At 37.4% G+C, this 24,265-nt stretch carries 24 protein-coding genes and 1 pseudogene; 17 read left to right on the top strand and 8 right to left on the bottom strand.

The window, feature by feature from the left end; all coding sequences use genetic code 11:
- Positions 1–115: 115 nt before the first annotated feature.
- The 5 genes from ACTWQM_RS17120 (at position 116) to sdhB (ending at position 7,474) form a co-directional block, all read left to right on the top strand.
- Entirely contained in the window at positions 116–1,708 is a 1,593-nt protein-coding gene (locus ACTWQM_RS17120) for a long-chain-fatty-acid--CoA ligase (protein WP_443259378.1), read from the top strand.
- A gap of 1,061 nt (positions 1,709–2,769) precedes the next feature.
- On the top strand, positions 2,770–3,936 hold the full coding sequence (locus ACTWQM_RS17125; RefSeq protein ID WP_443259379.1) for a hypothetical protein: 1,167 nt from the start codon (positions 2,770–2,772) through the stop codon (positions 3,934–3,936).
- A gap of 15 nt (positions 3,937–3,951) precedes the next feature.
- Complete coding sequence (locus ACTWQM_RS17130) at positions 3,952–5,196, top strand: amidohydrolase family protein (RefSeq protein ID WP_443259380.1); 1,245 nt, start codon at positions 3,952–3,954, stop codon at positions 5,194–5,196.
- Between the two features lie 95 nt (positions 5,197–5,291).
- Positions 5,292–6,584, top strand: coding sequence for a Zn-dependent hydrolase (locus tag ACTWQM_RS17135; RefSeq protein WP_443259381.1), 1,293 nt, complete (start codon positions 5,292–5,294; stop codon positions 6,582–6,584).
- Positions 6,585–6,727: 143 nt separating this feature from the next.
- Complete coding sequence (sdhB, locus tag ACTWQM_RS17140) at positions 6,728–7,474, top strand: succinate dehydrogenase iron-sulfur subunit (protein WP_443259382.1); 747 nt, start codon at positions 6,728–6,730, stop codon at positions 7,472–7,474.
- A gap of 142 nt (positions 7,475–7,616) precedes the next feature.
- Here the strand turns inward: sdhB and ACTWQM_RS17145 are convergent, their stop codons facing one another.
- Positions 7,617–7,796 (bottom strand): hypothetical protein, encoded by a 180-nt coding sequence (locus ACTWQM_RS17145; RefSeq protein WP_443259383.1) that lies wholly within the window; start codon positions 7,794–7,796, stop codon positions 7,617–7,619.
- Positions 7,797–8,119: 323 nt separating this feature from the next.
- Between ACTWQM_RS17145 and ACTWQM_RS17150 the strand changes: the two genes are divergently transcribed.
- Both ACTWQM_RS17150 and ACTWQM_RS17155 read left to right on the top strand, forming a co-directional pair.
- A complete protein-coding gene (locus ACTWQM_RS17150) occupies positions 8,120–8,572 on the top strand; it encodes a YndM family protein (protein WP_443259384.1) in 453 nt (150 codons plus the stop codon).
- A 584-nt stretch (positions 8,573–9,156) separates the two neighbouring features.
- Positions 9,157–9,375, top strand: a complete 219-nt coding sequence (locus tag ACTWQM_RS17155) for a hypothetical protein (RefSeq protein WP_443259385.1) — start codon at positions 9,157–9,159, stop codon at positions 9,373–9,375.
- Between the two features lie 31 nt (positions 9,376–9,406).
- Here the strand turns inward: ACTWQM_RS17155 and ACTWQM_RS17160 are convergent, their stop codons facing one another.
- From ACTWQM_RS17160 to ACTWQM_RS17180, 5 genes are all read right to left on the bottom strand, one after another.
- Positions 9,407–10,102, bottom strand: a complete 696-nt coding sequence (locus ACTWQM_RS17160) for a YetF domain-containing protein (RefSeq protein ID WP_443259386.1) — start codon at positions 10,100–10,102, stop codon at positions 9,407–9,409.
- A 26-nt stretch (positions 10,103–10,128) separates the two neighbouring features.
- Entirely contained in the window at positions 10,129–11,109 is a 981-nt protein-coding gene (locus ACTWQM_RS17165) for a DUF3231 family protein (protein WP_443259387.1), read from the bottom strand.
- Positions 11,110–11,176: 67 nt separating this feature from the next.
- The gene (locus ACTWQM_RS17170; RefSeq protein ID WP_443259388.1) at positions 11,177–11,623 is read right to left on the bottom strand and encodes a CBO0543 family protein; all 447 of its coding nucleotides are present in this window, start codon (positions 11,621–11,623) and stop codon (positions 11,177–11,179) included.
- 26 nt (positions 11,624–11,649) lie between these two features.
- On the bottom strand, positions 11,650–12,126 hold the full coding sequence (locus tag ACTWQM_RS17175; protein ID WP_443259389.1) for a hypothetical protein: 477 nt from the start codon (positions 12,124–12,126) through the stop codon (positions 11,650–11,652).
- Between the two features lie 4 nt (positions 12,127–12,130).
- The gene (locus ACTWQM_RS17180) at positions 12,131–12,757 is read right to left on the bottom strand and encodes a hypothetical protein (protein ID WP_443259390.1); all 627 of its coding nucleotides are present in this window, start codon (positions 12,755–12,757) and stop codon (positions 12,131–12,133) included.
- A gap of 305 nt (positions 12,758–13,062) precedes the next feature.
- Here ACTWQM_RS17180 and ACTWQM_RS17185 point away from each other — a divergent pair, with 305 nt between their 5' ends.
- The 8 genes and pseudogenes from ACTWQM_RS17185 (at position 13,063) to ACTWQM_RS17220 (ending at position 19,280) form a co-directional block, all read left to right on the top strand.
- A complete protein-coding gene (locus ACTWQM_RS17185) occupies positions 13,063–13,575 on the top strand; it encodes a DUF3231 family protein (protein WP_443259391.1) in 513 nt (170 codons plus the stop codon).
- Positions 13,576–13,620: 45 nt separating this feature from the next.
- A pseudogene (locus ACTWQM_RS17190) lies at positions 13,621–13,779 on the top strand (YozQ family protein); the annotation flags it as partial.
- 33 nt (positions 13,780–13,812) lie between these two features.
- On the top strand, positions 13,813–14,367 hold the full coding sequence (locus ACTWQM_RS17195) for a spore coat protein (protein WP_443259392.1): 555 nt from the start codon (positions 13,813–13,815) through the stop codon (positions 14,365–14,367).
- A 968-nt stretch (positions 14,368–15,335) separates the two neighbouring features.
- Positions 15,336–15,896: a flavin reductase family protein gene (locus tag ACTWQM_RS17200; RefSeq protein WP_443259393.1), complete on the top strand. Its 561-nt coding sequence runs from the start codon at positions 15,336–15,338 to the stop codon at positions 15,894–15,896.
- Positions 15,897–15,923: 27 nt separating this feature from the next.
- The gene (locus tag ACTWQM_RS17205; protein WP_175476808.1) at positions 15,924–16,082 is read left to right on the top strand and encodes a hypothetical protein; all 159 of its coding nucleotides are present in this window, start codon (positions 15,924–15,926) and stop codon (positions 16,080–16,082) included.
- A gap of 91 nt (positions 16,083–16,173) precedes the next feature.
- Positions 16,174–17,079: a DoxX-like family protein gene (locus tag ACTWQM_RS17210; protein WP_443259394.1), complete on the top strand. Its 906-nt coding sequence runs from the start codon at positions 16,174–16,176 to the stop codon at positions 17,077–17,079.
- A 10-nt stretch (positions 17,080–17,089) separates the two neighbouring features.
- Positions 17,090–17,704 carry a DUF4166 domain-containing protein gene (locus tag ACTWQM_RS17215; RefSeq protein WP_443259395.1) on the top strand — a complete coding sequence of 205 codons (615 nt, stop codon included), beginning with the start codon at positions 17,090–17,092 and terminating at the stop codon, positions 17,702–17,704.
- Positions 17,691–19,280 carry a YndJ family protein gene (locus tag ACTWQM_RS17220; protein WP_443259396.1) on the top strand — a complete coding sequence of 530 codons (1,590 nt, stop codon included), beginning with the start codon at positions 17,691–17,693 and terminating at the stop codon, positions 19,278–19,280. The genes ACTWQM_RS17215 and ACTWQM_RS17220 overlap by 14 nt, the downstream gene beginning before the upstream one ends.
- A gap of 74 nt (positions 19,281–19,354) precedes the next feature.
- Here the strand turns inward: ACTWQM_RS17220 and ACTWQM_RS17225 are convergent, their stop codons facing one another.
- Positions 19,355–20,059, bottom strand: a complete 705-nt coding sequence (locus tag ACTWQM_RS17225; protein ID WP_443259397.1) for a DUF421 domain-containing protein — start codon at positions 20,057–20,059, stop codon at positions 19,355–19,357.
- A 735-nt stretch (positions 20,060–20,794) separates the two neighbouring features.
- On the opposite strand from ACTWQM_RS17225, the gene ACTWQM_RS17230 reads away from it, so the two are divergent.
- Both ACTWQM_RS17230 and dacB read left to right on the top strand, forming a co-directional pair.
- Positions 20,795–22,006, top strand: coding sequence for a S8 family peptidase (locus ACTWQM_RS17230; protein WP_443259398.1), 1,212 nt, complete (start codon positions 20,795–20,797; stop codon positions 22,004–22,006).
- A gap of 241 nt (positions 22,007–22,247) precedes the next feature.
- On the top strand, positions 22,248–23,723 hold the full coding sequence (gene dacB / locus ACTWQM_RS17235) for a D-alanyl-D-alanine carboxypeptidase/D-alanyl-D-alanine endopeptidase (protein ID WP_443259399.1): 1,476 nt from the start codon (positions 22,248–22,250) through the stop codon (positions 23,721–23,723).
- 64 nt (positions 23,724–23,787) lie between these two features.
- Here dacB and ACTWQM_RS17240 read toward each other — a convergent pair whose 3' ends face one another.
- Positions 23,788–24,072: a hypothetical protein gene (locus tag ACTWQM_RS17240; RefSeq protein ID WP_092493187.1), complete on the bottom strand. Its 285-nt coding sequence runs from the start codon at positions 24,070–24,072 to the stop codon at positions 23,788–23,790.
- Positions 24,073–24,265 lie beyond the last annotated feature (193 nt).

Consider the following 24,265-nt stretch of genomic DNA (forward strand, 5'->3'; position numbering starts at 1 on the left):
GTAGCAGAGATAGAAATAAACTAGAAACATATGAGCTAAGCGATTCATGCGATTAAACTCATTATTTATTTGTAAGTTCGAGTAAATAAATTTAATAATAAAGGAGCTGGTTATTATGTTTTCTGCATTAACCCCACTTGATTGGAAACGGAGAGCGGTGAAATACTATTCAGAAAAAACTGCGGTCATCGACGGGGATAAGCAGTTTACGTATAGGGAATTTGGAGAGCGTACCGACAAGCTTTCTATGGCTTTACATGAAACAGGCATACGAGAAGGGGATCATGTTGCAGTAATGCTGCCCAACACGCACTATATGCTCGAGAGTTTTTATGGTATCTGTCAGCTTGGGGCTGCAATGGTTCCTTTAAATTATCGTTTAACTGCCGAAGACTTGAAATATATTATCAATCACAGTGATGCGAAAATGTTAATCGTTGATGAGGAGTTTTGTAGTCCGATTGAGGAAATTCAAGATAATCTTTCGTTGGAACAGATTGTCATTGTTTCTGTACCAGGGCATGAGACGACTTTAAAAGGTGTGGATTATGAGGCATTTCTTCTACATGTTTCAGAGAACACTGAACCTCCATTTGTTGAAGTTGATGAAAATCAGCTTCTAACGTTAAATTATACGAGCGGAACGACTTCGAAACCTAAAGGTGTGATGTTGACTCATCGAAGTAATTACATCAATGCAGCTAATTTCATGTACCATCTTGGTGTAAATCACGATGATGTTTATCTTCATACTTTACCGATGTTTCATGCAAATGGTTGGGGGGGCGTATGGGCCATTACGGCAGCTGGTGGAACTCATGTTTGTTTAAGGAAGGTCGATCCGCCTCAAATTCTCGACTTATTTGAAAAAGAAAATATCTCATTGTTATGTGGTGCCCCTACTGTTGTAAACATGCTGGTGAATGAACCAAAAGCAAAGGAAACAAACATTAAGACACACCCGCGTATGGCGACAGCTGGCGCGCCCCCAGCTGCGGCTCTTATTAACAAAGCGGAAGATATATTAGGGTTAAATATGATCCATGTTTACGGTTTGACGGAAACTTCACCTTTTATATTATATTGTGAATGGAAAAAAGAATTTGATTCAAAATCGGCTGATGAGCAAGCGACAATTAAGGCAAGACAGGGGATTGAGTTGGCTTTTAATGGAGAAACCAAGGTGGTCCATTCAGATGACGAAGAAGTTGCTTGGGATGGGAAAGAATTAGGAGAAATTATTACGCGTGGAAACGTTGTGATGGAGGGCTATTATAAGGATGAAGAAAAAACTGCTGCTGCAATTAAGGATGGATGGTTTTATACAGGAGATCTAGCGGTTACCCATCCGGATGGGTTTATCGAAATTCGGGATCGCGCTAAGGATCTGATTATCTCTGGTGGTGAAAATATTTCTTCCACGGAGGTAGAAGGTGTGTTATATAAAAATCCGGCTGTTATGGAGACTGCTGTTATCTCAATACCTGATGAGAAATGGGGCGAGGTTCCTAAAGCTATTGTAGTGTTGTATCCAAATACGAATGTGACTGAAGAGGAAATTATAAACCATTGCAGGTCTAATATGGCTCATTTTAAAGCACCAAAAGCAGTTGAATTTGTGGAAGCATTGCCGAAAACAGCAACAGGAAAATTGCAGAAATATCGCTTAAGAGAAATGTACTGGGAAGGGTCGAAGAAGGTGAATTAGTCGACGAAAAGTGAAAGAAAGAACACGCGCAGCTTCAAAGTTTGAAATCTAATGAGTTTATTTTAAAAAATGCAAGGCATTAACGGATGCCTAGGCATTTTTTGTTTGGCCGAAAGAGGCTGGGACATGAATAATAACAGGATAAGGTGTTTGGAACGTTCATTATCAATGTTTTATCTAGTACGTAATTGATATAAACTGCGAACTAACATGCTGAGTGCTATGACACCGCTTCGGAAATACACTCCGCGCACCAAGGGCGGCTGATGAGCCTCCTTGCTCCTACGTCGCTACGTAGTCTCATCTAGGCCTCAGCTCCCACAGGAATCTCCGTGTATTTCCTACGCTGTTGACTGAAGGAAGAGTCGCAATAGAAGAATTATGTGATAGCACTACACTAGTCCGGGTGAACGGAGGGCGGTGACTCCAGCGGGAACAGCACGTGTCCGAAGACCCCGCAGAGTGGTTTGCTCGAGGAGGCTAAGGCCGTGCCCGCGGAAAGCATCCGCCCGTAGAGAACCCGGACGGAGGGACGAGAATTTATAGATTTTATTACTGCATTTATTTCGCATTTTATATCTAATCTGCAACAAAAAATCCGAACTAATTCGAATTCATTTTCAAGAATTTGAATTATAGTTCGGATTTTACTTTGACTTAAATACTTTTGTCCCAGCTACTTTCTGCATAGTGCAACTAAGGCTTGACGATAAGCCAAGTTTTCTAAGCAGATAAGTACTATATAAGCGTAACTAAGTTTTATCAAAAGTAAAGCTTTGTGAAAAACCAAGGCTTCTAAAAAAATCGGACGTGACAAAAACGCTTTTTTAAAAATTTTTTTATTTTCTAGTTGTTACCATAACATGGAAATTAACGCAAAAATCCGTAACCGTTTTCTTTATCGAAGGAGCGCAATTTTAATAAGTAACCAAACATTATTTTGTATAAAAATAAATTAACTTAAATTATTCAAACTGTGACTAATACTCTGAAAACGGCTATGGACAAGGACTTTTCGAGGTGATATATTATGAAGAATTAATTTTTAGAGGAGGGTTTTTATGCTTAGTAATCCACTTATTGCTACAGTTCTTGTTTTTGCTTTAATTGCACTAGGAGAGTGGCTATCCATCATATCAAGAGCACGAGTGCCAATGCTGCTCACAGCTATGGTAGGCTTTTTGGTTTTAACGTGGACAGGTATTTTTCCTGAAGATATTTTGGAAAAATCTACGTTTGCAGCTTTAGGAGGAATCTTAATTGGTCCTGCTATCTTGCATATGGGTACATTAATTCCCTTCTCACTGCTTAAAAGCCAATTTAAAGCGGTAGTGATTGCATTAGGTGGTCTTGTTGTATCGGGTGTTTTGATATTAACAATTGTTCCACTAATTTTCGATTATGAAACAGCAGTGGCTGGAATTGGTCCAATTAGCGGTGGAGTGATTGCTTTGATCATCACTTCTGAAAAATTGACCGAACTGGGGCTGACAAGTCTAATTGTAATACCAGCTCTAATTGTTGCTTTTCAGGGAGTTATGGGAATGCCATTAGCTATGAATTTCATGAGAAAATATGCCATGAAAATTCAACATGAAATGGATGATGGAACATTCATTCCGATGGCTAATGAAACAAAATCCGATGAAAAAGATAATGCCAGTAAATCGAGTTCGCTAAAATCCAGTGCTACATTGAAATTATTCTTTATATTTGTTGGTGCAGCAGTCGGTATTGCACTTGGAGAAATTACGCCAATTCATTACAGTTTATGGTGTCTGGCAATTGGAATTACCGGGCTCAAGCTTGGCCTGTTTGAATCAAAAGCTCTTGAAAAATCGAATTCATTCACTGTTGTTATGATAGCTATTATTTTCGTTGTTATTGGGACAATGGCAGATGTAACACCAGGGGATGTATTAAGCAATTTACCTAGTATTCTGCTAATCTTGGTTATAGGAACATTTGGTATCTCTCTTGGCGGGTATATCACTGCCAGAATTGTGAAATGGCATCCATATAAAGCAATGCCAGTGGCTTTGACAGCGTTGTTTGGCTTTCCAGGCGATTATTTACTTTGTGAAGAGGTAAGCAGAAGTGTTGCCAGGGATAAGGAAGAAGAAAAAGTTATCTTTGATGAGCTGTTAACACCAATGTTAATTGGCGGATTTACTACAGTTACAGTAGCGTCCGTTGTTGTAGCAGGATTATTGGTTCAAACGTTATAGAGGGAGGATTTACCGATGACAAAAAAGATTATAAGAAATGGTTTATTAATTGATGGGAACGGTGGAGAACCGAAAAAGGATTGTGTAGTTGTAGTTGATGACAAGGAAATTATTTACGTCGGAGCAGAAGCCAGCTATTCTGCAACAGGAGATGAAACTGTCGTAGATGCTCAAGGCGGGACAATTCTTCCAGGTATAATTGATACACATGTGCATATGATGATGGAATTTTCACCAATTGCTGAACGATTGGAAACACCATTTTCTTTTATGTATTATAAAGCAGCTAAATATTTGGAGTCTACATTGGATGCAGGGGTTACTTCTGTACGTGATGCTCTTGGTACTGATCTTGGAGTGAAAAAAGCAGTAGAAGACGGACTTATTTCCGGTCCGAGATTACAATTAAGCATTAATGCCTTGACCGTTACTGGTGGTCATGGTGATGGCTATACTGTTTCTGGAAGTGTTCAAGATTTGCTGCCTTCTGATTATCCAGGAATGCCTAACGGTAAATGTGACGGAGCTGAGGAAGTACGGAAAAAAACACGTGAGATGCTGCGCGCAGGTGCAGAAGTCATCAAAGTTCATGCAACTGGTGGCGTGTTAAGTGCAACAGACCACCCAGAGTTCACTCAATTCTCACAAGAGGAGTTAGAAATAATTGTGGAGGAAGGACAATTCCGCAAAGGGGTTAAGGTAATGGCTCATGCGCAAGGTGCTGAGGGGATTAAGAATGCTGTAAGAGCAGGTATACATTCCATTGAGCATGGCATCTTTTTAGATGATGAGGCTATTGATTTAATGCTTGAAAACGGAACATATTTGGTTCCTACTTTACTTGCTCCTGTTGCTGTACTGGAAACGGCAAGTGAAAAGGGAATGCCTGACAGTGCTGTTCAAAAATCGAAAGAAGTTATAGAACAGCATAAAGAAAGCTTTACAAAAGCTTATAATGCGGGCGTGAAAATTGCAATGGGTACTGATGCTGGTGTTATGAAACATGGTACCAATTTACGTGAGTTAGGTTTAATGGCAGATGGTGGCATGACGCCAATGGAAACAATTGTTGCTTCAACCAAAACAGCTGCAGAATGTTTAGGCTGGGAAGCAAAAGTTGGAACATTGGAGGCTGGAAAATTTGCTGACATAATTGTTGTCAAAGGAAATCCGCTAGAGGATATCTATTCACTTGCTGATAATGAAACAGTGCAGGTTGTCCTTAAAGATGGCAAAGTAGAGAAAAATATACAGGATTAAATGCTGACTTTCACAATCAATGAGCATGGATACTATTCCATGCTTATTTTTGCAGGTAAAAAAGTATAACTATATAAGTGTAAGGAGCTGAAACAATGGATAGGAATTTATCATTAAAAGAAAAGCTGCTGAAACAATATAACGATAAACATAATAATGATGGTATTGTAGGAGAACGGTTAGCCAACAGATTAAATGAACTGTCACAAATTGGTTTAACGGATGATAATGGCTCGGATCGGCCGGGTTTTTCTAAGGAGGAGAAACAGGCAAAAGAATTGGTTGCAAGCTGGATGCAGGAAGCTGGTCTGGATGTACGAGAAGATGGGGCAGGAAATATAATTGGACGACTTGATGGAAGAAATAACGGACTCCCGGCGATTTTATGTGGTTCACATCTAGATAGCGTGCCGAATGGAGGCCATTTTGATGGACCGCTTGGGGTATTATCAGCGTTGGAAGTGGTTGAAGCTTGGAATAAAACTGGTTTTAAGCCTGAAAAACCTTATGAAGTAGTCATTTTTTCGGATGAAGAAGGATCACGTTTTAATGGTGGGCTAAACGGTAGTGAAGCATTAATCGGAAATAGTGACCTGGAGAAAAAATTAAAACTTGTTGATAAAGATGGACTTAGCTTTGAAGAAGTACTTAACAATGTAGAATTAACTATTGAAGGGTATTCTAATGCTAATCGCAATTTAGATGATATTGAAATGTTCGTTGAAGTGCATATTGAACAAGGGAAGAGGCTTGAAAACAGAGAATTACCCTGTGGAATTGTTACGGGTATTGCAGGTCCGTGCTGGCTGGAATTAACGTTTACAGGGGAGGCAGGACATGCAGGCAATACACCTATGAACGACCGGAAAGATGCATTGGTAGCAGCAAGTGAGTTTATATTTGAAGTCAATAAGCTGCCAGGTCAAATAAGTGATTCAGCAGTTGCAACGATCGGAAAGCAAATAGTTGAACCAAATGGTGTGAACGTGATTCCCGGAAAAGTAGTATTATATGTTGATATCCGGGATATCTTTCTGGAAACAAGGGATCAATTAGTAGATGAAGTATTATCTTTATCAAAAGAAATTTCCCAAAAACATCAAATTACTGTCGAGCATGAAGAGAAGTTGCGCGTAGAACCAGTTCCAATCGAGGAACAAACACAGAACATTCTTGAACAATCATTCCATGAAAGGGGAATTGAGCCATATAAATTACCAAGTGGAGCAGGGCATGACGCAATGATTATTGGAGATAAACTTCCCATTGCAATGCTGTTTGTACAAAGTAAAGATGGTATAAGCCACAATCCTGCAGAGTGGTCTGATTTAAATGATTGCGTACAAACCGTTCATGTATTGAAGAATTTTATAGAAAAACTCCAATAAGTAGCCAAAGCTCCAATTGATAATTTAAGTCTTTATATAAATTGAATCATTTATTTTAATAAAAGAATTAGTTTAAAATAAGTTTTTTTGATTACAATATGTAAAAGACTATATTGTTGATTTAACTAAAAAGGAGCTTCGATATGGATAAAATTCATCTAATCATTGAGAGACAGGAAGATCCTGATTCAAAGCCATATGATGAAGAATTTATGGTCCCATATAGCCCTAATATGAATATAATTTCAGCCTTAATGTATATTCAGCAAAACCCAGTTAACAAAGATGGAGAGAGCATTTTTCCAGTACAATGGGAAATGAGCTGTCTGGAAGAAGTTTGCGGTATTTGCTCAATGCTCATAAATGGTGTGCCACGGCAGGCGTGTTCTACTTTGGTTGATAAAATAGAACATCCCATACGATTGAAACCGATGCGGACATTCCCGGTTGTAAGGGATTTGATTATTGATAGAGAAGGTATGTTTGATTCACTCAAGAAAGTTAAGGCATGGATCCCTATTGATGGTACATACGATTTAGGTCCCGGCCCAAGAATGAGTGAGAACAAACGAGTAATGGCATATGAGCTATCGAAGTGTTTTACATGTGGTGTCTGTCTGGAGGCTTGTCCTAACGTGAACGATAAAAGTGAATTCCTAGGCCCATTTGTTTTTCCTCAAGTCAGGCTCAAAAATGCCCATCCTACCGGAGAAATGAATAAAGATGAGCGAGTTGAAAGCTTCATGGATGATGGTGGACTACAAGGATGTGGAAACTCCCAAAATTGTGTCCAGGTATGTCCAAAAGGAATTCCAATAACAACTTCCATAGGAGCAGTCAACAGAGAAGCTACGGTTCAATCGTTTAAAAGCTTCTTCGGTGCTGATTGATTAGGATTTCTAAGAATTGACAACCTTAATGGCGAAAGCCTTAGTTGCTCTTATGCAGTAAGAAAGCAATTATACTTTCTCATCTGCCAAAAAGAAAAACCTGTATCTAGAGTGATACAGGTTTTTTAGTGCCTTAAAATAGTTAGCGATTGTTTCGGTTATCACGGTTATTTCTGTTGTTATTATTGTTGTTGTCGTTGTTGTTATTGTCTAATTCATCAACAAATTCATTCTCATTAGCGAATTCAACATTGTCTGCGTCCTGGTTTCGGTTGTTATTGTTGTTACGGTTATTACGATTTCTGTCGTCATTATTTCCCATAACTAACCCTCCTATTTTTAGACATAAGGTAAAACGTAACTTCCTGTTGTACGAAGTGTAATTTCACCGCAAACCTTATTTTACCCATTTTGCGTAAATTAATGCTAATTTTTTTATTTCGGTTCAGATTAACCGGGCTAAACTGAATATAAAGATTTTCGATTGTATTTAAGTAAGCATAAAAAGCTTTCTTACCGCATAAGCGGCAATTTAGGCTTTCGCCATTAAAATTAGGTGGTAAGCCAGCTTTTCTAAAAGATCGTTATATTTTATAAGAATTAACAAACACTAATATTACAAATAAGGAAAGGATGTATTTTTCTATGGATCATATAAAAGCGTTAGGTATTAAATTTATTGCTATTTTTGTTACGGTGTTTTCACTATTTGGCATTTTTTATAATGCTACCCTGGGTAATCTGTTTTGGATAAGCTTACTAGTTACAGGGATATCATATTTGATTGGGGATTTATTTATACTTCGGAAATTTGGCAATGTCACTGCGTCGATCGCGGATTTTCCACTAGCATTCCTGTCATTATGGGTGTTGGGAAGTTTATTCTTAGCTGAAGGTATTCCTATCGTTACGATTTCGATAATGGCAGCTTTTTTCATTACCTGCTGCGAGCCTTTTATTCACGGGTATATAGAAAATCGTTTTGGTGAAGGGGATGAGCGAGAAGATTCACGTCCTTTGAATCAATTACAAACGGAAATCTCAGAGGAAACGAATGAACATACGATTGGCAATAATGAGGAAGATACTGATAAATAATACTTAAAAACCACCTGCTAGGATAAAAGTTTCTAGGCAAAGTGAACCCGAACTATGATTCAAAATTCTTGAAAAAGAATTCGAATTAGTTCGGATTCATTTTTATTACTGATTAGATATATACTGCGAACTAACTGCTAGAATAATTTCTATAAACTCTCACGCGCCATCCGGGATCGCTCCGAGCGGATGCTTTCCGCGGGCAACGCTTCAGCTTCCTCGGAAGCCAAAACCGCTTCCTGCGGGATCTTCAGCTGTTGCTTTTACCGCAGGAGTCACCGCCCACGGCAAGCGTAGTGTATTTCCGAAGCGGTGTCATAGCACTCAACCATTTTCCGTGTTAGTTCGCAGTTTATATCAACTATGTAGTAGATCCTGCCATTGAAAATGAAGGTTCTATCCTGTTATTATTCTTGTTTAAAGTAGAAGTTTTAGTTATATCATTTACCGAAATACTGATTGACTCGCAGCTGGCGATAAGCAAAAAATTTTCTATAGAATTCGTAAAAATAGGCTAATCACATGAACTAAGTGCGGATAGATGAATACCCTATAATGAATTCAGAAAACTGGGAGGAATCTTGATGCAATTTGATGCAAAGCTTAATGACTATCTTACTAACGCAAATTTATATTTTTTGTTAGCTAAAAAATATGAGTATGTAGATCCGCAGAAACATATGTACTTTTACCAGAAACATTTTTATTATGCTGAAATGGTTGATAAATTATATATGCAAATGGAAGGGAATATGGGAGAGCAATACAACGTAATGCCGAATAAATATAATACAATGTATTAACTTGTAAATAGGCCTGGCTGTTCAGGCCTATTTACATAAAATCGTCTTTCTTGTCAATGTATAGAGTACCATCCTGCTGGACCTCTGCATAAAAAATTTGCGAGAGGTCATTCACGTCAGCATTTTTAATTTGACTGTCCAACCAGTTTCTATCAAGATTTAATTTGGCTAAATTTTTAGTATTTATAACACTGTCAGATATTACTTCTGTTGCTATCGGAAACGTATTTGGTGTTGTGCTCAAAACATTCATATCACCTTTTGTTGCAGGTTGATTAATTTCTTTTTTCATGACAGATAGTTTTCCGCTTGTTTCAAAAATGGCATAGGAGACATCAGACATAGCGAATACATTTTTTTGTCGTAACAAAGCGTTAAGCGATTCAATATCGAGTCTTGTTTTACGAAGTGAGTTTTCCATAATTTTACCATCTTTGATAAGTATAACAGGATTTCCAGTAGTCACTTTTCGTGCGCCTTTTGATTTAATATCAATAAATCCCATAACAAGGGTAAATAAAGCCCATCCAACTAGAGCTAATATACCGTTTTGTATGCTTAAACTCTGACTTGTAGCAAGAGTTCCGGCAATGGTACCAATCGCAATTGCTGATACAAAATTAAAAAATGTCATTTGACTGATTTCTTTTCTGCCCATAATCCTTGCAAGGATAAAGAGGACAAAGAATGCTAATATGATTCGTAATAGTAATTCAGGTACGTCCATTTAGTTTACCTACTCTCGTTAAAATATTATTTACTTTTGGCAAGTGGGAATTGATCTAAGTAACCAAACTCTATCATCAAATTAAGTGTATCCTCTCCATATAATGAAATTTCGGCCATAAGACGGGAGAATTCAACACCAATATCCTTTCTCATAATTGTTCCTAGTGTTGTGCCATACCGGGATACAGTTGCTGATATGAAAACAGAAATTTTGTACAGCATTAAACGTTCTGAAAAAGGAGAGACAGTACTATCAGTAATTTCACTTTCCCACGTAGGAAGGTTTGGCAACTCGTCTGAACTTAATAATGACTGAAAAATGTCCATGTGCTTTTCTGTGATTTCCTGACCTCGTTTAAAATGTTCCCGCAGTTTTTTGGAAGTACATATTTGAATAAAACTTCTAAAAAATTCATGTATCAGTTCCATATTAACAAAGTTAGATTTTAACTGAGTAATTTCCGACGTGTTAAGTGGCCGTCGACCAGTAAGCCAATTACCTGCAAAGGATTGTTTCTGTACTTTTTCGATACTTCCAGGGACAGGCAGGTGGATTTTTGGCTCGAATAAGCCTTTTTTTTCCATTAGCATGACAAGCTGATTAACTAAGTTTGCTAATTTAGTTACAACAGTTAGATAGTAATTTCTTACATCAGAGCGTTTTGCTTCTGACAATGCAATTGTATAGACTGGACCAGCATCTTCTGACAAAATATATTTCACAAGCAATATAATATTATCATTATATAGTGCTGGTGCCTTAAAATTAAGATCCTCACTCGAAAAGCCTTGAGGCAGAGGATGACCGGACTGATCTAATAAATTCTTCGCTCCGCGTGTTTGAAAGGAAGCAAGGTCAACGGCTTTTTCAAGCCATTCGACTACTTCTGGGTCCTTTGCAGTTCCTATGAAGTAACTTGTCACCCCTACAGCCATTGAATTACCTAGATAGGAGTTCCAAAGATTGGTAATTTCCCCAGGTGTTAAGGCATTTGTATTTTCCAAAAAATATTCCCTCCTATATGGTGGTTATGATTAATTTCCCCGTTCATTGACATATTATTCGAATATACTAATTCACTATGCGTTTAAGAAATTTTCTGTTTAGGAATAATAGAATCAAAAGGAGAGGATATATTACCGCCGAATACCATAACTTCCACTCATTGTGATAAAAAATATCTACATTCAACAGTGCAACTTCATAACATAAGGCAAATATTGTTAGTACTATGATAAAAATTACTTTCGAGAGAAGACCTCGGAGATAAGAATATAAGTTTACAACTATTATATTTACTGCAGGATAAATACCAAAGGTGAATATCAAGGTTCCAGCATCCACCCCTTTATCAAAATAACCATAAAAATTATATTTAAGATCAAGGAAAGTATCTATGAGAAGATGAAGAACAATAGTAATTAAAATTGTGCCATAGATTTCTATCCATGAAATATTTTTAGGTATAACTATTGCTGCAAGGTTGAATACAGCAACTGACACAAGTAAAAACACCATTTTTTCACTTCCTTTATTTTCTGTAACTATATGCTTTGATAATTGTTATTGAGGACAGCAACGCCATAAGCTAAGTGCTCCCAAAGTAGCTTTTCAATTACTTCAACTTGATTTTTATTACAATGAATGATAAGAACAAGTTCAGTCGATTTGTTTTTCATTTTTATTTGCTGCTTTTGCTTCAATTTTTGAATTAAAAATTTTATCGATAAGCCTAAGATAAACCCACCAATTGCTCCTGAAATCCCCCATATAATTGGCCCCAATACCAAATGGAAGCCAATGCTTGCCCCAATAACGGCAAAAGCAGTAGCGAGGGCGCTTGCCATATCGAATAAGCTTATGCCGTCAGGCTTATGAAGTGTATCAAACAATTTCATTTTTTCGTTTCTGGTGTCGAGGGGGACTGCTAAAATATTCTCCCTAGGGATATCCTCTTGTTCCAGATAAGAAAGTGCTAGCTCCAAATAGACTGAATGATCAAAAGTGGCCATTATATACATTTCTTCACTTGCTCCTTTTAATAAGGTTTAAGGTTAAATTAAATTGTTTATTTTGGTATTTATTTTTTAGGAAAGTTCTCTGTTCACTATCGAATAATTTATTATTCTCCACAGTATTTACGTAGGCATCATAGATAGAGAAAAAATAAACAGAGGGTAAGAACATTAACCATTGGGGATTCAGTATAGCCTTGGCATAATAAATATCTCCTGAAACCAAAAGATGTACACCTTCAAGAACACGTGAAAAATAAACAATGATGGCTGTCCAGGATACTAAGAAAAAAGCTACAACAATTCGGTGGATGTATATCTGACCAGCTCCGGGCATGAAAAAAGACCACATAACAGCTAGCCAGGGTTTTCGTTTATCCAAATAATTAATCTCCATCGATGTAATTTGAAAGTTTATAAAGTTTGCATTTTCGTGATCAGCAAGTATATAGACTTTATTTAAATCGACCGATGTCCGGTAGCTATCCCATATTGCATAAATGTAAACAGGTATATATAAAAGTATCCACCTGGGTTCCAGTACCTCTTTGGCCATATCAAATTGCCCTCCAAAAGTATAAACCATGGATACATTTAAATTTGAATTAACATTAATAACAATTTCCCATATAAACAAGAGAAATCCTCTTAGATATTTGGATAGCAGAAGATGACCAAACCCGGGGAAAGCGGCAGACCACCAAGCTATTATATATGGGTTCCTTAAATGGATCTGAGTAGTACCTAAAGGGCTTATATATGCTTTGTATCGCCTGGCTCTATCTGTATTTTGATAACTCTGCAAAAAATCCCCTCATTTCCACCACATTAAAGGTTATTGTTTACCACTTATCTGGTTTATATTTATTATTTTGGCCTTGAATAGAAATAACGTTTTGAGCAAAACTATCTTTGTAAATTAAATCAAAGGAGTGTAGTATTATGGGTATTTTGTCAGGTAATCCAAAGAAACAGCCACTTCACTATGGAGAGGTATTTAGCATGTGGTCTTATTTGGTAGTAGCAAAAGGGAACTATGCTGCTTTTCAAACTTATATTAACCACACAGGAGACAAGGATTTAAGACAATTGTTAGAAGAATTAATTCAAGGTATAAAAAAAGAGACTGAAGATATCGAGGAGATTTTAAAAATGAATGGTATTGCAATTCCTCCTTCACCTCCAGAGCGCTCTTTAGCTGACCTGGAAGACATACCTTCAGGTGCCAAGTTTACTGATCAGGAAGTATGTGCAATGGCATCAGCAAGCCTTGCTTCAGGGTTAGTAGCTTGCAGTTCAATTATGGGCCAGTGTACCCGTGAAGATGTTGCAATGTTATTCGGACAGTACCATATGAACAAAAGTCAGGTAAGTGCAAAGGCGCTCCGATTAAATAAAGAAAAAGGCTGGTTGATGACACCACCGCTTCATACTGATATACCCAATCAGAGCTAGATTACAATAAAATGCAATGGAGGTGTGAATTTGCCAAATAAACGAAATAAAGTAAATCCAGAAGACAGCCGTAAAGTTGCTGAAAAAAATTATGAGACTACTGATTACCAAGGTCATACACAGATTGAAAAAGGTTTGGCCGAAACACATGAACAAGCTTCAGATGATTATTTTGAAGGAACAATTGACCAAAAACGTGAATAGAGATTCTTATCAAAAGTAAAGGAGAGTATTTCTATGCAATTAGCATCTCATGAGTTACATGACCTAAGTGAACTGATTGCGGGTTGTTATAACACTGTCAATAGTATGTCAAGTTATATTAATCAGGCACAGGATCCTGAACTAAAGGAGTTACTGCAACGGCATTTTCCACTCCATGTTGCGGACTACAATTTAAAAGTTGAATTTGTACAAAGTCAAACGACTCCAGACATTTCGAAATTTGTTCCTGATTCATTAAAGCGGGGATTAGAGTCTTATACCCAAGCACCTGTAAGTCAGTTTCCGCAAGCAACACCAAGGACGAATGTACAGCAGCACAATGATCGTGAAATTGCTACATCCTATTTGCTCGGTCAAAAAAGCTCAGCTAAAAATTACGCTATCTCTGCAGTTGAATGTTCAAATCCAGATTTACGCACATTTCTTGAAAATGCGTTCCTAAATAGTAATCGTCATGCTTATGAAATATGGCAATACATGACTAAAAAGGGTTACTATCCATTAATGGCTGCACCACAAAGTGCAATCCAAACGATAGCTAATATATATCAGCCAGTACAACAGTAAGAAGCTTGCAGTCACTTTTCATTTAGTTGGAAAGTGACTTTTTAGTTGATTCAGTTTTTTTCTGAAACTAATATGCCACCTTTTTAGCTTGGTAGACGATAATGGTAATGAACCTTTTCTTATTATTACTATCGATTCTCAACTGGCTTAGGTGGAACGGAAAGAGTTAATTGTTGTTTGAGAAATTTGCTCTTTTAAATGCTCGCTGTGATTTAGTGAAGATTTTTTGCTGCTTTCTCTTGCTCTAATGATAGTTGAGTGCACCAATTCATTCCAGCAGAATACTTCACTTTGACCACTCCGGGCACTAATGCGTCATCTGCTCAAAGGTCACTCGTCGATGTTATGAGAACCTGTCAAGTATTTTTCCATTATATATATCTTATTATAAAAATTTAGTCATTTAGATTAAGAGAACTACTGCTTATTCTCTTGTCGCTCCACTACTATGGTGTTAATATAAATTAAGATTAATACATATTTTTGAAATGTAAGTGGGGTGACTGGTAGTGATAACTGGAAAAATTTAGCGCATTATTATTGCCATCATATTGATTGTTTTACAGTTGTTTACTCCATTATTTGAAGATATCTATCATACTTGTTATTACTATATTCTAGCGATTTTCTCTCTTTTATTTGTAATCCCGAACCTGATCTGGGATAAAAATTATAAAAGATGGAGTAAGGCTCAGACCAATTCTATTCTAGTTGTGGTTTTCTGTAATAATTCTTGTCATAACGAATTTCGTTCTCATAACACGTTAAAATTCCGATTTAAAAAGCTGAGAACTAAATAAGATTCCAGAAGGACCATACAAGCATTCCATTTGTTAGCAATTCAAGATTTTTTTCTTTTGGGTTTCTTCCATATACAATAAATTGCACTATGAATGGTATTCCAGTCATCCATAAAAAAGAGAATGATCATTCCCGTAAAACATTTATACATAGTAAGGGTGATTACAATGAGAAAAGCTACATCAAAGACGGTCATGCACAGCTATCCTGGTATGGTTGCACTAGTTACGGTAACCTATAATGGAAAAAGTAATATAATGGCTGCTGGATGGCATTCCTATATTTCCTTTGACCCACCGATGTATGGGGTAGCAATTGGGAGAGAACGATATACGTTTAACCTGGTTAAGGATGCCGGTGAATTTGCGATTAATTTCGTTCCATATGAAAAAGCCGCGTTCATTCAAGAAACAGGGGTATATACAGGAGAGAATCTCGACAAATTTCATCATGGGAAAATATCATATGATAACGGAATGACTATCAATGCACCGATTCTTCATGATGCATATGTTGCCTATGAGTGTAAGACAGTTGATATTAATACATATGGTGATCATGATTGGTTTGTCGGCAATATTACTCAATGCTATAGTGATGATGATTTATTTTTGGAGAATGGACTCCCGGATTTCAATAAACTTGAAATTCCGCTTTACTTAGGGCGTTCTCAGTATGCGAGGCTAGATCATAAGAGTACTGTTAATACATATACGATAGATAATTAGAATTTCGAATTGGAAGGGGGGAATTAGATGGAAACATTCGGGCGCGGGTGTTTGTACATAATTATAGGAATTGTAGTACTGTTCTTTCTAGCAATGCTTACACAAAGTCATATTAACATTCCAATATTCCTGGTAATTCCACTAGTTATACTAGCTTTTTGGGTAGCAAGCAGAAAGTCCAATTAAGATATGCGTTCATTTTACCTACGAAAGTTGAATAAATAATAAATCTATCTTTCAATATCTTAACTATTTACATGTGCAAGAGGTGAACACTGTGAAAAGTAAACCAATATATGTTGAATTACCCATCGAATCAGAGATGGATAAGTTATGGGATGCAACGCAAACTCCAGATCTCCATGAACAGTGGGATCTTCGTTTTTCGTCAATTACTTATCTCCCTAAAAAAGAAAACCAGCCACAGAAATTCACATATAAGACAACTATTGGGCCTGGTCTATCAGTTGAAGGCTGGGGAAAAAGTGTTGGCAGTTTTCACGCGAAAGATGGGTCGAGAACATCTTCATTACATTTTGGAACGGACCAGGCAAGTTCGATTATTCGTGAAGGAAGAGGGTATTGGAAGTATATCCCTCAACCAGATTCCTCAATTACATTTTTGACACAATACAATTATGAACCCGGTCTTGGCAGGATTGGTAAATTAATTGATCATTTTATGTTTCGACCACTCATAGGGTGGATGACTGCGCTAAGTTTTGATGTATTGAAACGATGGCTGGAGCAAGGGGATACACCTTCATCACAGTATGCCAGGTTTTTTAGTAACTGGATTATTACGCTCCTATTTTCATTCATCTGGCTGTATCATGGGCTTGTTTCGAAAATAATTGGTATGCATCCAGCTGAGGTAGGTATGGTCCAAAGTGCCGTACCTATATCGTATATGCAGGCATCCTGGGTTGTTCTGATTGCTGGAATTATCGAAGTATTATTCGGGGTGGCCTGGCTGGTTTATTCGAAAAAAAGACAATTATTTCGGTTACAGATTATTATTTTTCCCCTGTTAACAGTGGGGGCAATTGTCGCACAGCCGAGCAGTGCTGTGAATCCGTTTAACCCGCTAACTTTTAACTTAGCATTACTTATTCTGTCTGTAGTGGGGTTTACGTCCAGTAAAAATATTCCTACGGCAAAAAAATGTAAACGAAAGAGATAGGGAGTTTAAGATGTCCATATATAAACATGTTATGCGGGATGATTTTTATCAGCTTCATCCCATGCTACAAAAAAGATATGAGATCCAAAAAGGAATATCCTTTACAGGGACAGGCATGATGGCACGAATGAAAGGTGGACCGAAATGGCTGTTTCCCTTATTTTGGGCAGGTGCGAAGTTTAAGTTACTGTTTCCGGAGCATGGAGAGAATATCCCCTTTAAGATTGTTAATACTTCAGCAACTGGGAGAAATGGTGAGGAGCAGATCCATTGGGAACGGATATTTTATTTTGGATCGAAGAAAAGATATTTTAACGCGTTGATGAGTTTAGACTCCGAACGGAATATTATAAAGGATTATCTAGGTGAACCGCATCTATTTTATTCAGATTTGTCACTTCATGTAACCGCTGATGGGGCTTTAAAAATCTCATCAAAGCGGCAGCGCTTGGTACAAGGTCGGCTGGAAATTCCATTGCCAACGTTATTTCAGGGTTTAGCGACAGTTACGGAGAAGTATGTCGAGGAAAATGATGCATACTCGATACATGTTATAGTTAGAAATCCGTTGATTGGTATACTGTTTTCGTATGAAGGAGAGTTTACAGCCGATGACATTTCGTAACATTGGGTTATGTAACATATTAATAGTACTCGTTATTGCTGTATTTGGTCCACATCCGTGGCATTTTCTGATGTTGACGGTAGCTCAATTAGTCTACGTTCCGCTTACACTTTACATGGTAATGAGAAGCGATAACGGGGATGTTCCAAGATATCTTCCTTATCTGGCAATTCCAGCGTTTTTTGCTGTTATATTTTTGCAAGTTACAAATAATACTGCATTAGATACGATATTTGCGGTAATATATTTTCTTTTTACGTTGCTTATTGCTGGGTACGGATTCAGTCGCTTTTTACATAGAGGTTTTATTCACTTGGAGGAATTTTTAATTGATATTGGTCTTATTTATATAGCAATCGGCGGGGCCTGGTTTGTTGCATATGAAGCCAATATTGATACTGGATTCTCTCCAATAATGACATGGCTGACAGGTATTCATTTTCATTATTCAGCCTTTCTGTTGCCTATCTTTACTGGATTGCTTGGCAGGTTATACAAATCACCATTATATAAATTGATAGGCATAGTTGTTATTGTTTCACCAATTATTGTAGCGTTAGGAATCACCTTTTCAACATTATTAGAACTGTTATCGGTAATTATTTATATTGTTGGCATTTATAGTTTAATCTACATATCTTTCAAAGCGTCTATTAATTGGCTGAATCGAGCTTCTTTTGCCGCGCTGGGTGTGGCAATCATCTTTTCATTAGTATACGCATTTGGTAATGTTACCGGCCTTTATACCGTAACAATTAATTTTATGCTGCTATTTCATGGGATAACTAATACCATTATGTTTGCAGCAGCAGGGATTATAGGCTGGTATGTTCAGCTTCCTTCTACCAGGGCGCAAAGGTTAAACTTTCCGGTTAGTCGGATAAGAGGGAAAGGAGCCATTGGTGAAGATATTTTAGCTGGCATAACAGACAGTAATGCCTACAAGGGGTTAGTAGATGACATGAGCGTGTATGAAGGTGATATTAATATGGATATATTATCACCAGCTATCATAGACTTTTACGAAAACACAAATCAGTACCGGTTGATTGCTGAAGTAAAATGGCGAGTATGGTTTAAGCCTTTTGCGGCAGTATATCGTTTGATTAGCAGATATGTTGGGCAAATTAACTTACCATTTTCCAGTAAAAAGGTCGAGATGAATGGGAATATTTTTTCGGTTAAGGATGAGGATGATGGGCGTAATGAAGTAAGGGCATGGATTCGAAAAATAAATGAGGAGACAACGTTCGTAGCATTGTATTCTACACATAAGGAACAGGATCAATCATATATGAACATTGCTTTACCACTACCTTTTGCTGCAATGATTGGCATGCTGGAACTAAACCAAGATGAGGAGGCACTACAACTTTCAAGTGCAAATAAGGCTAATAATTCAGGGATTTATTTAGCATTTGGTAAGTATTTATTTCGCTTACCTATTGAGGAAAAATTCTATGTTGAAGAGGCTGAGAAGGGAAATCTTAGGGCACAGCACAATATGTGGATTTTTTCATTGCCTTTTTTAAAAATTAATTATGATATTTATCATCAGGATTTGGAAAAACAATAAAAGCTGCAATCTAACGAAGGATTGCAGCTTTTATTAGCAGTTAAGGACGTAAAACGGAGGTACTCGCCATTTGATCAGTTATACAAAAATACTTTGAGGTTTTTGTTTTCATCAATTGTTGCCAGCAGTACGTCGTTTAGTTTTACATTATGGGTTGTTGTCAGTTCCTGAACCAGCCATTCTTCATCTTTATCAGTCTTTTGCAGAATTTCATAATCGATTTTACGTTCTTTAACGATTGTATGGGGATAATGGAACGGTTTTAAGGGCGGCGTCAGATTCGAATGTGTAAGTGGCTGGTATTGAGGATATAGAAATATCGATATAGACCCACCATGTTCCCACAATGCGAGTGCTACTTTTTCAACATCCTCTGTTTTTTCCTTTCGCAATTCGGATAAAAGCACGTCTATTGATATCCTTGCCTTCTTCAGGTTTTTATACTTTATTTTCCCGTATTCAATCAGAGGTATTGGGGGAGGATTGAAGATTTTTCGTATTGGACTCCACTTTAAACTCAATAATACTCCAGATAAATATAACGCTACTACAACACTCATTGTAATCATGGACCCTTTAAGTTCCAGCCCAGCATCTGATAATGGATGGGCAATAATGTTTCCTATTAATAATGCAACGACAAAATCAAGAAATCTCAATTGTGAAATTGATCGCTGGCCCATGATTTTTGCTATAACAATTAAAAATATAAATCCAACGACAGCTCTTAATGCCCATTGTATTTCGGTAAGTGATTCCTGACCACTGAAAAAATCCATTGCGCTCACACCTTCATACACATTTAACATAATTAGCATGCCTATTTTAGAACAGTATTATTTAGCAGATAAGAAAATAAAAATACTTTCTTACTGCATAAGTGCAACTAAGGCTTATCTATATTAAGGGTTGGCGATAAGTCAAGTTTTCTAATATTTTTTAGCAGTTAATTCAATTTCATCATTCAAAAATAAAGCAGCAATTCCAAACTCAAGGCTCATGCTGTTCCCGCGGGAGTCGCCACCCGCAGTCAAAAACATCGATAATAGTAGTTTGAATTCATAAACACGTAAACCAGTAGTCCACAAAATTGTTGGATAAATGATGAATAGAAGTAAATTGGCTTAGTTAAGAAACCATTATGGCTGGCGAATAGTAGCAACCATCTATTATTGATGGAATTTTAACTTGCGCAAATCCACGTATATGGTTAATTAATGAAATTCTATTGAATTCTGAACTAGGTAATAGTAACTGAAATTATAAATTTACTTATAGGTTAAGTTTGTATGACCTTTATTTACTAAAATATCTGCGTATACATAAGGATTCAACCGTTGATAAATAGGCGTTTTCAGTTTTTATATAAAATCACTTTCCCAAATACAGGAAAGTTTAGGTCAAAAGTTTTCATTATTCGACAATTTTTGCCTCTTTTTTCCCAAGCCTTTTATAAAGGTTTCCAACTCCTTTTTTTAGAATATATATATAAACCTAAAAAAGGAGGACTAGTTATGAAATTAAAATTTGTTAGTGGGGTGTTTATGGCGATACTGCTAGCTTTTCTGACATTAGGAAGTGCAGTTTCGGCTGATCAGAGTAAGGAAAGTAATTTAGAAAAAGTTCCATCTATTGAGCAATCAGATGAAGTAAGTTCACATGTGAAAGGAGAGGTGATCGTTAAATTTAAGACTGGTTTATCAGAAAGTGCTCAGAAAAGGGTGTTTGAGGGCATGAAGGCAGAAGTGAAGTCGGATAAAGATGCTGTTAAATCACCATTTAAAGTCCTGAAGGTTGGAAATGTTGAGGCTGTTGTTAAAGCACTTAATAAGAATCCTAACGTCGAATACGCAGAACCGAATTTCAAAATGAGTGCTACTTGGACTCCAAATGACCCGTACGCAAATCCTAGTTACCAATATGGAATATTTAATACGTATACTGACAATGCATGGGATGTTACCAGAGGAAATAGTGGACAGGAAATTGCTGTTTTAGACACGGGAGTAGATTATCGGCATGAAGATTTAAATGATAAGACAATTTTAGGGTATGATTTTGTTCAAAATGATTATAAACCGATGGATAGAAATGGTCATGGTACACATGTAGCTGGTACGGCAGCAGCAGAAACGAACAATGGAATTGGAATCGCTGGTATGGCACCAAATTCGTCAATTCTTGCTGTTAGAGTATTGGATGCAAGAGGAAGCGGATCATTGGCAGACATTGCAGATGGAATTATCTATGCTGCTGATTACGGTGCGGAGGTTATCAATCTATCACTCGGCTGTGATTGTGATACACAAACATTAGAAAATGCAGTTAATTATGCATGGAATAAGGGTACAGTGGTTGTTGCAGCTTCCGGAAATGATGGGGTTTCAACTACATTTGAGCCTGCTTCCTATGAAAATGTTATTGCTGTTGGGGCTGTAGATAGTAATAATCAAATTGCTAGTTTTTCAAATTATGGTGAATGGGTGGATGTGATGGCACCTGGTGTTGATATTGCATCAACATATTTGCGTGATGGTTATGTTTATATGTCAGGTACTTCAATGGCTTCACCACATGTTGCAGGTCTTGCTGCTTTATTGGCAGGCCAGGGCAGAAATAACGCCGAGATCCGGGCGGCTATTGAAAATACAGCTGATGACATGAATGGTTCTGGTTATTACTTTGAAGATGGATTAATTAATTCTTACGACGCAGTTAGTTATTAGTAGAATAGAAGGAAGCATCGCTCAATTATGCGGTGCTTTTTTCTTTGGTAGCAAGAAATTTTTTACTGCATAAGCCTGGTTTTCTAAAAATAAAGTAATGTGTATATAATTTTAGAGTCAAGTCCATCATTGGGAATAGGCTGTTCCTGGGTCAATTTTTTTGTAAGTTCTTTAAGATGAGAAAAAGGATTTTATACATAAATACAGAAATTATTATTAGGGCTGAAATGAGGTGATAGGAATGACGGTGAAAAATTATAGCTTCGGTATGCTTTTCCTATTCTTATTGATCTTCATGATAGGGTCTGTTGCAACAGATAAAAACAATGAAGCAGCAAATACAACAGAGGAGCGTAATACGATGGCAGAACAGATAGAAAACTATATAAAAAATGAACCGAATTTGAATGGAGCTATTACTGGAATAAGCATCCGTTCAGCATCGAGTGGGAAAAAATTGTATGATCATATGGGTGACATCCGTCTGCGACCTGCATCAAATATGAAACTTTTAACAGCAGCCGCAGCACTCGCCGTGTTAGGGGAGAATCACACCTTTTCAACGGAGATACTTACAAATGGATCGATAAATGGAGGTACATTGGCTGGGAACCTCTTTGTAAAGGGGAAAGGGGATCCAACATTACTTCCCTCTGATTTTGATAATTTTGCTAAAAAACTAAAGGAAAGTGGCGTTAATTTAATTAAGGGAGATATTGTAGCGGATGATACGTGGTACGATGATGTTCGACTGTCGCCAGACCTGATTTGGAGTGATGAGCATTGGTATTATGGTGCACAAATTTCAGCTTTAACTGCTTCGCCGGATACAGACTATGACGCAGGTACAGTTATCGTTAAGGTAAGCCCAGGTAATAAAGGGGAAAAACCTGATGTTACTGTCTCACCTGGGACTAACTATATAGAAGTGAAGAATACGGCTTTAACCAGCGAACCAAGCGTGGAAGAGGACTTGACGCTAAAGCGTGTACATGGTGAGAATACCATAACAATTGAGGGGACGATTCCAGTTGGGTCAGCTGCTATTAAAGAATGGATGACTGTATGGGAACCAACTGGATATGCGATGGAATTGTTCCAGCAATCACTTAAGAAAGAGGAGATATCCTGGACGGGCAAAGTCAAAATGGAAGCAGCTCCGAGTGATGCTGAAGTTCTTTATTCACATAAATCAATGCCACTTTCTGAAATGCTAGTACCGTTTATGAAATTAAGTAATAATACGATTGCGGAAATATTGGTTAAAGAAATGGGGAAAGTTATACATGGTGAAGGTAGTTGGGAGAAAGGGCTGGAAGTAATTGAAACGGAGTTAACAAAAATGGGAATGAACGCAGATTCCCTCATGCTTCGCGATGGTTCGGGGATTTCTCATGCAACCTTAATTCCCCCTAATGAGATTTCAAAATTACTCTATTTAGTACAGAATAAAAATTGGTATGATTCATATCTTCATTCACTGCCTGTTGCTGGAAAGGCTGACAGAATGATTGGCGGGACATTGAAAAACCGGATGGAAGATAAGAATGTCAAGGCGAAAACCGGAACGATATATGGTGTCAGTACGTTATCAGGGTTGGTAGAAAGCGAAAGCGGGGAAAAGCTTATCTTTTCAATCATGCTTAATAACTTGTTAGATGAGGAAGATGGTCCGAAAATTGAGGATAAAATTGTAGAAATTATTGCAAGCCAATAATAATAAAGGGAGTCTCCAACTATCTTGGAGGCTCCCTTATTAAATCTTGGTAATTAGCCAAGTATTATTGAGGTTTGTTTTGCTGTGCTTGCTGCGCCTGATTTGCTTGCTGACGTGCTTGTTGCAGCTGTTGTTGCGCTTGCTGAGCCTGTGGATCCTGTTGGCCGGCAGCACCAGCTTGGGATTGAGCATTTTGAAGCCCCTGTTCAGCCTGCTGTAATTGCTGCTGCGCCTGTTGCAACTGTTGAGGATCAGCACTAGCAGAAGCTTGCTGTACTGCTTGCTGAGCTTGTTGCGCCTGCTGTACAGCTTGTTGTAGCTGTTGCTGTTGTGGATTTTGTTGTGCCATAAATTAAAAACCTCCATTAAGTATATTGAGCTTTTTGTGCTCCGTACGTATTGTTTAGCAGGTTTAAGTAAATTATGTATTTTTTTACTAAAGAATTTTTTTGGGAGGTACAAATTATTATCTACTTTGAACTCTGACAGATGCATAATAAAGCCCATTCCTTTTCATACTACCTTGTAGCATGTTTTGACCG

The organism is Virgibacillus sp. L01, from assembly GCF_052246775.1.
Lineage (GTDB): Bacteria > Bacillota > Bacilli > Bacillales > Amphibacillaceae > Lentibacillus.